Raw genomic sequence first — 12,773 nt, forward strand, 5'->3', positions numbered from 1 at the left:
TTACTCAATGGTGGATAAGCAACCAAACTGGCCGGTGGCCTTAGGTCAAGTTTCCATATTGAATAAGACAAAATAAGAAAACGTTGATCAACCTACCAATAGCTACCTGGATTAACGCACGGCTTGGCAAAGCCCCCTTTAACTTTCTACTGGATTGACGGTCTATATCGCAGTCACACCATAATGTTAATAATTCACATAAAACCTCACCCACTAGGGGCACTATGAAATATTCATTCGTTCTATTTCTGTTAGGGTTAGGCGCTTTGCTTGGCTTCGCTGGCTACTGCTATGCCCTGATTGATTGGGTGCAGGATTATCGAACAGGAGTTTATCATCGGGAGCCTTTTGAAGCCTGTTGTGAAACCTCAGCCCTGGTTGTTTATACCGTTCTTGGCCTTCGTTTTACGAGCAGAAAACTTAATAGCTGATGTAGAAACTGATCAGATAGGTTTCCAGTCATCTCTTATGTAAAGGAGCAACTTCATCCAATCAAACTAATTTTGTAGACTATACAACAAACCCTGTTCATGTGTAAGCCTAAGCCGCCAGCCGATTCGCCTATTGCGCAACTGATGCTGGCAGCAGATAAATAAATACGCTTGCCCCCTGGATCAGGAGCCGAAGTGATTACCCAGCAGTTCGAAGAGTTCCGTGAATTACTCTGGACTGTAATTGAAGTGTCTCCTGATCCTGATCCCTTTACCCAAGCCTGAAACCTGATCAACCTCTACGCAAAGGTCGACCTTCTGGATTTTCAGCAAGGTAATGACAGCAGGCTTTTCAGAATAAAGTAAGAGAAGCAATTCGGTTGCTACCCTGATGGTTTATACAGGCAATACTTTGAGATACCAAATTCATCCTTTCTCACTTTCCCGCTTTTTTACTAAGTCGGTACAGCTCGTGGGAAGGATAAATAATGGCCTAAAAGCAACCTAAAAAGGATATAGCTAAGCCATTAAGTAGTACAGATGACAAATAACAAGTCTTCTTGACACCAATAACACCCTATTGCTTTATGACCTCTCCGCGAATTTCGCCAGCTGGATAAGATAGCGTGTGCACATCAACATAGTAAAAGCCTGCTACCAGACTGTCAACCTGATTCTGACTCAGCGGAAATGTGGTTCTATTGACACTACCCGATGTGTTATTCGGCGTTGGAATAATAATATCAACCAGACCCGTACCGGTTACGCCCGTAGCTTTATGCAGGTGAGCCACTACGGATGGCGTAGACAAATCTGAAAAGGAAAGGGTGTAGGCTAACTCCCTGGTTGTCAAATCAAGGTTAGCCGTAAATAAACCAGTCGCCGTCGAAGTGGTCGGTAATGGCTTTGCCGATTTGCCATCGAGCGTGGCTTTCAGGGTAACGGATAGATCTCGGTGATCCTGACAGGACAAAAGAGGTAGGGCTAAAGCGAGTGTAGCGGATAGAATCGTGTATTTATAGAATCGTGTATTTAAGGATCATATAGGATGAAATTAAGCTTATGTATTCCTTGAAAATCCTGAGCTTTACAAATTAACCTACTGTCTTTTGAATCATCAAGCAAAGAGAATTATTTATTTGCCCTTAAAAACAGTATAAAGTAATAGAAGTTAGGCATTTGGGTCGCTTTGCTGTTTCAAACGGTAGCAGCCGACCGGAGAATTTATCACCTGTATTATAGTTTACAGTCCCGCTCCAGCGTACCAGCCGTTGCGCCAGGCCGCTGGAGCGGTTAGATCAAAACTTTAAGCAATCGCAAACGACAAAGCCGAGTTAGATTAACTCCCAGTTGCTGCTCAATTCCTGCGCCATTTCACGTAACTGCTCATACGTAAGAGGCTTAGTCAAAAACTGATTTGCCCCCAGGGATAAACAACGCTGACGATCATCTTCATCGGATGAAGTTGTTAACATGACCACAGGTAGTTGGGCATAAGCAGGTATACTCCTCAATTCCTTCAGCGTTTCAAAACCGTTTTTCAGCGGCATATTAATGTCTAGTAGCAGTAAGCGGGGTAACTCAACACATTCAGCCAGCCTAGGTAGCAGATCGACCCCATCACTTAACGACAGGACACTAATCGAAGGCTCCCCATCCAGGAAAGCATAGCGAATGAAAAGTTGATCATCTTCGTCGTCGTCAATAATCCAAACGGTGGGTGGTATTGATAAGGCCATGATGTGATAAGGTACGGATAGATACAATGTTACCGGATTGACAATCAATAAACAAGCACTGACATAGGGGTAAGTTAGTGTTTAACTCCATTATAATCAGTTTAAAACTAATCTTAATAATAGCTGTTAATAAGTTCATGCCTAACTAGTGTTTTTACGAGTTTGGCTTTTGGGCGAGTCCTATCTTTTGTCAGTTTCCTACTCAACTACTTATGCAGTATACTATTTTAGTAGTCGATGATGACGACGATGACTTTATGCTATTATCCAGTTTAATCAAGCAGTGCCATCAAGATGTAACCCTACACTATGCTCAGAATGGACTGGAGGCAACCCAAAAGCTGCTAAATGGCTTACACCCTAACTTAATTCTAGTTGATGTACAGATGCCTTTAATGGATGGGTATGAACTAGTCGTTTGGTTAATGGATTCTGCCTCCTGGAGGCATATACCGATTGTGATCTGGACCGGTGAAATCGCAGAGCGTGAAGTGACGCGATATTATCGGGGGGGTTAATTCGCTACTTTTAAAACAAACGGCTTTAGAGGATATAGATGCTTTCTGTACCTATTGGTTAAAACTAGTTCAGCTCCCCCAACTTATCTGGCAAGATAATCTACACGAATAATCCTCCTTTTACGGCTGTTTGTTACTCTAAAAATAGGCTCTAATCACAAGGATATGCTATTTTGATTAGGTTGGTTAAGAAAGCATTGGCGTCATAGCAGTATACGAAGGAAAGGCTTGATTGGTTTTTATCCAGTTAAAATTTTCCTCTTATTCTACTCTCTCACTATCCGCCAAACCGTAGTCCTCAATCCCAAACCTCCGCATAACTGCCTAATCCACGGTATTTTCATTAACAAATAAAGCCCAGAATCAACCGGGTCTTATTATTACGTTGAAGTAGTACTGAGTTATTTGGCGACCGAGTAGATTTACCTGTATACTCCGTTAGTATCCAGACAAACTATCAATTAGTACTTCTCCCTTGACGTAAAGACGTGTGGCAAACGACAAGAACCTGGTTAAGAAACAAACTACTTTAGGAAGAGTCGGGAAGCGTAAGCTGCGGCCAATAGAAAAACACCTCGCTACGGCCTTTAGCCAGGCACCCCTAGGCCTGGTAATTTCTCAGATAAACGGAACAGTTATCCACGTTAACAACGCATACGGGCATCTAACGGGTTACTCACTAAATGAGCTGATCAACAACCGGTTTGAGTTCGTGATTCACCCGGATGATCAGAGGTACTATGAGCATCACCTGAGTGAATTAATAAGGAGTAGACCGGGTTCACCAGTTATCCACCTACGTTGCCTCCATAAACAAGGCCATCAGATATGGGTCAAACTTCATACAACGATCCTTGGGCCCGAAACAGACCAAATCCAAAGCCTATTTTCGATCGTTGAGGAAGTTACCCAAGAGGTAACCCAACGAGATGAACTGCAAAAATTAGTAGCGCTGGTTGACAATGGACTCGACTTTATGACCATCGCTGATTGGGAGGGACGGGTCACCTATATGAATGAGGCTGGTCGGAGGCTGGTCGGCTTGGATAACGCTAGGCTGGTTGATAAAAAGATAGCGGATTTCTATACTCCCGAACACTACCGCCAGATCCAGGAACTGGCCCTGCCAACCCTGCTGAGTCAGGGAAGCTGGACAGGCCGGGTAGAGGTAAGGCATTTTAAAACCGGCGAAACAATTCCCTGTCAGGCAAGCGCTATTCGGATCGATGATCCTCATTCGGGAAAGCCAATCGGAAGAGGGTTCACCCTACGGGACTTACGCGCCGAGCTAGCGGCCCAGGAAATGCAACGAAAATTGCTGACGCTGGTCGATAACAGCATTGAGCTGATGTCTATTTTGGAAATGGATGGCAAAAATTCCTATATCAACAAGGCAGGAATAGCCATGCTGGGTTTTGATAATGCCCAGCAAGTTCAACAAACTCCTATATCCCAGCTTCATGCGCCTGAACATTTTGACCTGGTTGAACGACAGGTGCTGCCGTCGGTAATGAATACTGGGCGCTGGTCGGGGGAAATGCTGGTTCGCCATCTAAAAACGGGCGAGATCTTCCCCGTGTTTAATAATACCATTCGCATCGACGATCCCCAGAGTGGGCATCCCATAGCCGTAGGTGCTGTCATGCGGGATAGAAGGCCGGAACTGCTTGCTCAACGGGCGCTGGAAGAAAGTGAGTTGTTCTCCCGGAATGTGTTTCATCATTCACCGGTGGCTAAGGTGGTTTTTGTGGGCGAGGAGATGGTCGTCCGCACCGTCAATGAAAAGATGCTGACTTTGCTGGGAACAGCTACCTCGATCATTGGAAAGCCTTTCAAGGAAGCGATGCCTACCTTACTGGCTAGTTCTTTTGCCCAGCCACTAGATCAAGTATTTACCACCGGAGAAACTAATTACCAACCCGAAGTTAGAATCCAGCTGGGCGGGTCAGCCCAAGCGGAATGGGGGTATTATGATTGCATTTACAAAGCGTTACGCAATACCGCCGGTGAAACCTATGGGGTAATTGTGACGGCCTCCGAAGTAACGGGGCAAGTACTGGCCCGCCAAAAAGTGGAAGAAACCGAAGCGGCCCTACAGGAAGCCATTGAACTGGCTCAGTTAGGGACTTGGCAAATTGAGCTGGCAACGGGTTCCATTGAGTATTCCCCCCGGCTCAGGGCCTGGTATGGGTTGGATTCGGATGAACCGTTAACCCAACCGAAATCAGTAGCAGCTATTCGCCCAACGGACTTACCTCGGATTCAACAAGCACTTTCCAAAGCCATGATACCGGGTTCTTCAGGCCTCTATGATATCGAATATACGGTGGACGCTGATCTGACAGGCCAGGAGCGGATCTTACGGGCCAAGGGCAAAGCCTACTTTACTGCGGAAGGCATTGCCTATCGACTCAGTGGGACCGTACAGGATATTACCGAGCAACGCAATGTCCAATTAGCCTTAGAGCAGCAGGTGCAACAACGCACGGAGGAACTGGAAGCGATCAATGAAGAACTGGCCGCCAATAATGAGGAACTTATCGCTGCCAGTGAAGACGTCATGCGGGCCAATCAACGGCTTGAAGAAGCCAATCACCTGTTGATCCGTTCCAATCAAAACCTCGAACAGTTTGCCTACATTGCTTCCCATGATTTACAGGAACCCTTACGCAAGGTTCAACAGTTTGGTGATTTGTTAATCAACCGGTACGGTAGTGAGTTAGGAGAGGGGCGATCTCATCTGGAACGGATGCAGGTGGCGGCCAGCCGGATGTCCCGCTTAATCAAAGATCTGTTGGCCTTTTCCCGTATTTCAACCCAACCCGCCCCTACCGATCCGGTCGCTCTTAGTCAGGTTATTCTTAACGCACTCGATAATTTAGCGGTAGCCATCAAGGAAGCTAAGGCGGAAATTATAGTGGCTGAATTACCGATGGTGCCGGGTGATGCTCTACAACTAGAGCAATTGTTTCAAAATCTGATCAGTAATGCGCTCAAATTTAGCCGTACCGATAACTTGGACCGTAACCAGCCTCCTCGCATCATCGTGCGGACTCATCAGGTATTGGCTTCGGACTTACCGGCTTTACTGAAGCCGACAAGATTGGCCCGAATTTACCAGTGTATTGAGGTTATGGATAACGGCATCGGTTTTGACGAGAAATACAGGGATCGCATTTTTCAAGTGTTCCAGCGGCTACATGGCAAGAATGAATTTGCCGGGACGGGAATTGGGCTAGCCATTTGTCAAAAAGTGGTAACAAATCATGGCGGAGCTATCACGGCCACCAGTAAGCCAGGACAAGGGGCTACCTTCAGTGTCTACTTGCCGATATAGCCTATTTTTGCAACCTTCTGGAAGCAGTAGTGAGAAAATAAGCTGAGCCACAGGCTTGTATATAGAAAGCCTAGAGTTCCTGCCAAGCTGGGTAAGATGATGGTGGTATTGCCAGTAGGAACGGATAATATAACCTGAATAACCCGATATGCTGTGGTGGCATAGACGCAGGGTATTGCGACCGGGTCGCCATTGGGATGCCGATTGCGAATGTCACGGTCGAAGCTTGAGCAGCTGAGCAAGCGTAAAACACCTAATTGGGGGACTGATCAACCAGTAGCAGAAAAGCACGCTGATTCAATCGAGTTAGGTATCTAGTGTGAGTGGCTAGCTTTTTGTGAAAGCACTGATTAGGCTCAGCTGTAAAGGGGTCAAAATTATCTATGTCTTGATTGAGTAGTTGTACCTCTGTCTGCATTTTCATCAGCAACGCCTCTAATGTCTCTTGGGAGTATTTCGAGGGGCACTCTCCGACGCTGGGCTGGTGGTGCAGACAGGCTAACACTTTATGATAGTTGCTAGTAAATGTGGTTAGCGATTCGGCCCAATGGGCGATAAGCATCTGGCTTTTTACTGGCTTGGCGTGGAGTCGGTGGCTCTGGAAGGAGTTAGTATCCATAGATGGTAAAGGGTAAAAATTAGTATAGGGTAGTCCTCAACTGGTAAAATGGGGCTTGACGTTTGCTACCAATAGGAGCTTTTCAAGCCTATCCCTGGATACGGAAGTATTAGCAGAAAGGTTGCGTCGAAGAACAATGGAGTCACTGACAGCAACTATCGACCAGAAGATTAGCTAGTTGAAGGATGATTGTACTGACGGCCCCTCAATAGGTAGTAGCTGTGGTTGACCGCTATTAACCAGAAATGTAGTGGAAATGGAAGTATGGAAATACATATTCCTTAGACGGTAAGAATCTCAAAAAGTAACGATAAGCAGGGGTTATATGCCCGGCGCGCACCTTCAGTGGACTGGATTGGCCAGGGCTTCTTGTGATTAAGTAATTCTACGGATCGAGCTAAAACTCGCCCTGACTCGTAATCCTAACTTAGTATACCGCCTAGTAGATTAATTGTGTCTTAAGTACTCGATTATTGTCTAAAGTATATTATAAATATCTCTTTAGTTAACCATACATGAAAGTTTAAACTTATAACGTTTCATTTATTCATGTACGCTTCCTTATCCGACGAAGAAACCATTCGTCAATTATTGCCTAGTCAACCCAATCAATGTTTCGAAGCCCTCTATTCCCGATATGTAAAAAAGGTCTATCAGCGGTGCCTATCAATGACCAAAGATGCTGAACAGGCTGAGGATTTTACACAGGATATTTTCCTGAAAGTATTCAACAAACTGGATGCCTTTCAAGAACGGTCTAGTTTTTCGACCTGGCTCTATTCAATTTCGTATAATTACTGTGCTGATCAACTCCGTATGGCCAAGCGATTGCCGACCACTACCTGGGAAGAAGCCGGCATTGGCCACAATACGGCTGATGAGGAGGAAACTCAGTTGCATGAGGAAGCCCTTCAAGTCGTTCAGCAAGCCATGACTACTCTTTCGGTCGAGGAGCGGACGTTCCTGCGCCTGAAGTACGAGGATGGCATGAGTATTGACGAACTTGCTCAGTTGTATAACCTCAAACCTAGTGCGGTCAAGATGCGGCTCAAGCGGAGCCGGGAAAAGGTAAAAAGCCTGTGTGTTCAGCAGTGTGTAAGTTGACCCGCTTACTGGTTTTATTGCCAGCGAGAAAGATTTGAAAGCCCATTTCTCCTGCTTTTTTTATACAATCACATTTGATGTTTCCCTTACTTGAAGCCGGGAGTCGAGGTGACATTTAAGGAGCCAATGCCTGAAGCCGCTGCCGGTTTTTGCTGTGCTTCTCCTTAGTTTGTTGGAACATCCGCCGGTTACTAATCAGTAGTGAATCATACTGCACCCATAAACGATGCCCTAACTCCTGGTCTCGTATCAGGCTGACCTTAACCTGCTTCATTTCCAGCCATAGGATCATCTGCCCTAAGTAAAGGAGCATCTTATCATAATAAGCCTCCACTTGCCTATACCACTCTTCAGGTGATAATTCCGTGCCGTTACGAAAGGAAGCCGGTGAGTTAGCCAACAGTTGTTGCCACTGCTGCTCTAAGGCCCGCATAGGCACTTGAACCGGCTGACCATCAAATGCGGCAACGGGTAGTTCAATGCGCTCTATGTTATCAATAATAACCGCTTGGTGTAAATTCCACTGCTCAACGACCAATTGGGTCAACAGATCAAAAGCCGATTCATAGTCGATGATGGAGAAACACATTTCCTCATAGTAAATCCCTTCAGAAGTTGCCGTTATAAATAGAAGCATCGCTACAAGGAGTTAATACCCAGCTCTTGTCATAAAAGAGCTAGGCATTCTACCAGTGAATTGAATCTGAGTGAACCACCTAAACACTTCGGCCTTGAATTAACCGGAAAATAATGGCGATCACCGCAATCACAAGGAGAATGTGAATGAGCCCGCTAGCTGCCAGGCCAGCGCCCAAAACGCCAAGGAAGCCTAATAGCCAAATGATAATTAGTATGACAGCAATTATATACAACAGATTGCCCATGTGTATAGAGGTTATATGTTTAATTAGTGAATATTCATATATAACTGTAAGCGTAGGCGTATGTTACGAAATACGATGATAGGCAATTGGTTGACTCTTTCCATCGCCTGCCACACACTCAACACCTACTGGTGATTGACAAACAGGTGTTGATATGTCTCCATACTACAAATATTGATACTTATTGATCTTTGCGAGCCATAGGTAGTTAAATACGCTATGAAGGAAGAACTAACGAGTCAACTTACAGCCGAACTACGGGCCTTTAATGGGCTTGCCCCAACGAGTAGCATAAACGCAGTGACGGAGGCTTATGATCGAATCTTGACAATCGTTCAGGCACTGATGCTCAGTAGCGATGACCCCGACTCACACGCACGAGCCTGGAGTTTGTTGAATGACGATGCCTACAAATACCTAGCGGAAATTCAGGGAGGCAATACCAATGCCCTGGATGATTTAAAATATAAAATGGTTCAGATTGGAGAAACCCTGTTTAGCCCATAAGGGTCCGGGGCTTTAAAGAGATGAGATGGCTGGCCCATCGGCTATTTTCCTAACCCGCCCGAGCAACACATTCTTCACTACCCCGCTTCCATCGAGTTTGACTGTAAGCCGTCCATGGGTCGTCCACTTCAGGACCGTAGCTTCGCAGCGGCTTCGGAAGAAGCCTTTCACCGAATTTTCAACGCTCACCTTATCACCCGGCGAAATGATTGGATTCACATAGGTAGTTTTATAAACGTGAATATAGAAAAAATGCCTGACTGCTCGTGAGCCAGGCTTCAGATTACTGAAGTATCGATATGCTTTCTTGATCTTTATCACTAACCAGACTCAACTAAAAAGGTTAACAGGTGGATAAAAACTGCATGAGTTGGCCCTCAGAGGCAGGGAGACAGTAGCTGAGCGCACAACTAGCTGTCTAAAAAGGTAACTTGACAGGTGAAACGTTTTCATACCCCTTCGCGCGCTCATGGCTACTGAATTTAATCCCGGCGACCGAGTCGTAATTACCCACACCGCTAAAGGAGGCTACTTCAAGGGACGCTACCTGGCAACGGTAGTTTGCTACCTAGGTAAGGCAAGGATCAAGGTTCGAGATGATGGAGGCAACCCGAGAACACCTTTTTCCATTCAGGCCAAGAAGCTTCCCTAAATTCATGAACTTCTACTAGGCTAACAGCAAAAAATAGTCAGCAGGGATAAGATAGCCTATTAGGTGGGCCGGAATAGTTCCGCGTTGCCTCTGGCTTTTAAATGGCTCATAGCAGACCTTTAGTATTTCGAAACTATGATTAACCACCTTTCAGGCTACACAAAGCGATAGAGAGATACTAACGTAATCAAATCGTGTGACCGAGCCCTTGTTCGTCTTCCAATTTTTCGGAGGCATCTTTGATGGCTTCCTCCACCGAGTGGGATTGGCGCAAATCCGACGCTTTCTGAGTGATCTCGGCCATGGTTTGATAGTGCTGCTGCAAAACACATAGCTCATCCTCGGTCAGGTTTTCCACCGACACCAATCGATTACTAGCTCCCTTGGTGGCGGCAATGAGTTCATTAAGTTTCAGTTGAACTGACATCGAATCTTTGTTCTGAGCTTTCTGGATAAGAAATACCATCAAAAAGGTGACGATGGTCGTGCCCGTGTTGATGACCAGTTGCCAGGTTTCCGAGTAGTGAAACAAAGGTCCCGTTAGGGCCCAGATTATAACGGTTAACAAGGCAATGATAAAAGCGGCTGAGCTGCCCGTAGCTTTGGTGACGCTTGAAGCAAAGCGCTCAAAAATACTGGTAGCAGTAGCTGGTGTAGCATCGGTTTGTGGTTTCATGTCGATCGGGAGTTTTATAGTTGTTTGGGCAAACCTCGCCCAAATGGGGCAGATTTGACGATTCTCAGACCAGTTTAATGGTTTTTTAATAGATTCCAGTATGTAGCCATGGGACTACTTCCTTGGCTATACACCCAAAAACAGGGATCCAGTGGCCATTCAGAGCGAAGTTGGAGGGCTAGTTATCCTAACAGGAAAGCATTAGGGGCTGATAACCCATTTGTCCACTTTTGCTTGACGACGTACACTACCCCCACGTAGCTACGTTGCGTGGACCTAAAACTTAAGGGTTAGATGGGTTTCAAGGCAAATGGTATTTAGAGTGCTGATAGAAGCCGATATTGCAGCTCTAATCAGAACGAGTACGATGACAAAAAGCACTTGCAGGAGCTTCAAATGGCAGTACGAAGACTAAAAATAATTTGACAGGGCATCCTAGTTGGCGTCGGGCTATTAGATTGCCTCAATTAATTTTTGTACATACAGGTTTTAATAATAAAAAATGCTGATACTACCAGCACCAGCATTTACATCTAACCCACAAGAGCTCGCCTTATTAGACGATCAAGATTGTAAGTGGCTGTTAGGTTGAAATGTTAATTTATTTACTTCCCGGTAACATCAAGTTTTATTAGGGATGCGAACTCAGTCCCAACTAGACTGGCGTTTTCCACACGACAAACTAGTTTTTGAAGCCACATACGGAATTAGCTGCTTAGTTGAGGCATTGGTATTACGACGTAATAAAGCTACCCAAGCAGGAATATTATAAAGGTAGATCCTATTAGGAAAGCATGATCAATCCGATTGTGACGATCGATAGACCAATGAGAAGATAAACGATATAATTCAAGATGGCTGAATGGCGCTTTTGGGTTTCCATGACCAACAGGGTAGAAGTTTAGCGGTGGTTCATTTTTCTTTTAGACAAATAAAATCAGATTGGTCACTAAATATTTACTAAATGGTGGAAATGAAAACAAATCATCATCTTAACTTAGTTAACCTGTACAATCATTCTACAACATGATCTATCTCGCCATTCTCGTCTCCTTTTGGCTAGGCTACCTGGTTCACATTCTTCAGCATACCCTCCAGAACAAATACTATGACCGTCAGCTAGCCTTAAGGGACCAACACTCTACAACGCAGCTTTGCCAGCAAGCCCAGCAGTTAACCCAGACGCTCCTGCTGAACGCCGAACTGACCAGTGAGAAGCTACGGCTTCAACGACGGTTACGGGAGCTACAAAATCAACATGAAAGAACACTAGCGGCCTTAAACTGATGACAGGCGGCTTAATAGGTCAACTATCAATCCCTCAACTCAACTTAAAATAGCCTGATCAACAACTGAATGATAAAATTCACCAGATGAAGGCTTTACCTACAAAAGCCAGCAGGGTTTACGCTAGCGTAAAAAAAAACACCAGTCCCAAAGGGGCTGGTGTTAAACCTTCTATCCACACCACCATGTCCAAAAAGGAACATGGGTCACAAGGCATAGAAAAGTATATGAAAGGATGTTTATACTAATACAAAAAACGCCATCCCCAACGAGGCTGGCGTTTCCCATAGTATGATGACAATTTAATTCAAAAGCAATATACAGCCTTTAGCTGATCGGCTGGCGAATAACCCAGGAAGGCTTGTCAAAGGGTAATTTGCTATTGTGTATATCGTCAAATGAAAGTGGACAGATGCGGCCGGAGCGGTGAAAAGAGAAGAGAGGGTTTTAGCCACTTTGGGCTCGCTGAAAAATAGGATGGCCCAGGCTATCCTACTCAGCAGTGGGCTCCTTTTCTGACTAGGCAGCGCTATTAACTTGTCCGGAGTCTCTCACTAGGCCTTTATGTATATAGTTTAGATTATTCGTTTTATTAAAGTCTACTACTAACCAGTTTAGTAAAAAAGAACCTACATTTGATTCCATCAGCTTATAGTCTAATCGTCGGCACTAATACCTCCTATTTGATGTGCTTTTGTGGTCAAGCTGGGCCTATGGTTCGCAGGCCCAATTAGTGCAGGGACCCCTAAAAAGAGATTATCCCTTAAAAACTCTTCGAAGGGGGTAGGTGCTGGGTTTAGGTAAAGCAACTAGAAAAGGCTAAAAAATTAGCGACTACGCATAGGTCTACGTATATGGAAATTCCTATCCAAACCCACCGAATAACGGAGTTTGCTGAACTTACCCCCAGCCCACGTACCCTGCTATTTTTTACCCCCCTACTTAATGAACAAGGCCATTTAGTGGATCTACAGTTACACCCCAAAGGGCGAGCTCAACCGGAAATGCCACAACAAGTC

General features: G+C 45.2%; 13 protein-coding genes. 7 read left to right on the plus strand and 6 right to left on the minus strand.

What is annotated here, in order from left to right; all coding sequences use genetic code 11:
• The first annotated feature begins 224 nt into the window (after positions 1 to 224).
• The gene (locus ACYVGO_RS31060; protein WP_142774606.1) at positions 225 to 431 is read left to right on the plus strand and encodes a hypothetical protein; all 207 of its coding nucleotides are present in this window, start codon (positions 225 to 227) and stop codon (positions 429 to 431) included.
• A 577-nt stretch (positions 432 to 1,008) separates the two neighbouring features.
• Here ACYVGO_RS31060 and ACYVGO_RS31065 read toward each other — a convergent pair.
• The gene (locus ACYVGO_RS31065) at positions 1,009 to 1,404 is read right to left on the minus strand and encodes a CHRD domain-containing protein (RefSeq protein WP_460972634.1); all 396 of its coding nucleotides are present in this window, start codon (positions 1,402 to 1,404) and stop codon (positions 1,009 to 1,011) included.
• A gap of 361 nt (positions 1,405 to 1,765) precedes the next feature.
• Positions 1,766 to 2,170 (minus strand): response regulator, encoded by a 405-nt coding sequence (locus tag ACYVGO_RS31070; RefSeq protein WP_142774604.1) that lies wholly within the window; start codon positions 2,168 to 2,170, stop codon positions 1,766 to 1,768.
• A gap of 212 nt (positions 2,171 to 2,382) precedes the next feature.
• Between ACYVGO_RS31070 and ACYVGO_RS31075 the strand changes: the two genes are divergently transcribed.
• The 3 genes from ACYVGO_RS31075 to ACYVGO_RS31085 all read left to right on the plus strand — a co-directional run bounded on the left by ACYVGO_RS31075 (position 2,383) and on the right by ACYVGO_RS31085 (position 7,748).
• Positions 2,383 to 2,688 (plus strand): response regulator, encoded by a 306-nt coding sequence (locus ACYVGO_RS31075; RefSeq protein WP_460972636.1) that lies wholly within the window; start codon positions 2,383 to 2,385, stop codon positions 2,686 to 2,688.
• Positions 2,689 to 3,178: 490 nt separating this feature from the next.
• Positions 3,179 to 6,025, plus strand: coding sequence for a PAS domain S-box protein (locus tag ACYVGO_RS31080; protein ID WP_460972637.1), 2,847 nt, complete (start codon positions 3,179 to 3,181; stop codon positions 6,023 to 6,025).
• A 1,168-nt stretch (positions 6,026 to 7,193) separates the two neighbouring features.
• Positions 7,194 to 7,748, plus strand: a complete 555-nt coding sequence (locus ACYVGO_RS31085; RefSeq protein WP_460972638.1) for an RNA polymerase sigma factor — start codon at positions 7,194 to 7,196, stop codon at positions 7,746 to 7,748.
• A 115-nt stretch (positions 7,749 to 7,863) separates the two neighbouring features.
• On the opposite strand, the gene ACYVGO_RS31090 is transcribed toward ACYVGO_RS31085, so the two are convergent.
• Complete coding sequence (locus tag ACYVGO_RS31090; RefSeq protein WP_460972639.1) at positions 7,864 to 8,385, minus strand: hypothetical protein; 522 nt, start codon at positions 8,383 to 8,385, stop codon at positions 7,864 to 7,866.
• Positions 8,386 to 8,464: 79 nt separating this feature from the next.
• Entirely contained in the window at positions 8,465 to 8,632 is a 168-nt protein-coding gene (locus tag ACYVGO_RS31095) for a lmo0937 family membrane protein (RefSeq protein ID WP_460972640.1), read from the minus strand.
• Positions 8,633 to 8,851: 219 nt separating this feature from the next.
• Between ACYVGO_RS31095 and ACYVGO_RS31100 the strand changes: the two genes are divergently transcribed.
• On the plus strand, positions 8,852 to 9,139 hold the full coding sequence (locus tag ACYVGO_RS31100; protein WP_460972642.1) for a hypothetical protein: 288 nt from the start codon (positions 8,852 to 8,854) through the stop codon (positions 9,137 to 9,139).
• A 12-nt stretch (positions 9,140 to 9,151) separates the two neighbouring features.
• Here ACYVGO_RS31100 and ACYVGO_RS31105 read toward each other — a convergent pair whose 3' ends face one another.
• Positions 9,152 to 9,358 carry a hypothetical protein gene (locus ACYVGO_RS31105; RefSeq protein WP_460972643.1) on the minus strand — a complete coding sequence of 69 codons (207 nt, stop codon included), beginning with the start codon at positions 9,356 to 9,358 and terminating at the stop codon, positions 9,152 to 9,154.
• A 250-nt stretch (positions 9,359 to 9,608) separates the two neighbouring features.
• Between ACYVGO_RS31105 and ACYVGO_RS31110 the strand changes: the two genes are divergently transcribed.
• Positions 9,609 to 9,791 (plus strand): hypothetical protein, encoded by a 183-nt coding sequence (locus ACYVGO_RS31110; RefSeq protein ID WP_460972644.1) that lies wholly within the window; start codon positions 9,609 to 9,611, stop codon positions 9,789 to 9,791.
• A gap of 187 nt (positions 9,792 to 9,978) precedes the next feature.
• On the opposite strand, the gene ACYVGO_RS31115 is transcribed toward ACYVGO_RS31110, so the two are convergent.
• Positions 9,979 to 10,467, minus strand: a complete 489-nt coding sequence (locus ACYVGO_RS31115) for a low affinity iron permease family protein (RefSeq protein ID WP_460972645.1) — start codon at positions 10,465 to 10,467, stop codon at positions 9,979 to 9,981.
• 1,026 nt (positions 10,468 to 11,493) lie between these two features.
• Between ACYVGO_RS31115 and ACYVGO_RS31120 the strand changes: the two genes are divergently transcribed.
• Entirely contained in the window at positions 11,494 to 11,754 is a 261-nt protein-coding gene (locus ACYVGO_RS31120) for a hypothetical protein (protein WP_460972646.1), read from the plus strand.
• Positions 11,755 to 12,773 lie beyond the last annotated feature (1,019 nt).

This window comes from Spirosoma migulaei (genome assembly GCF_054776855.1).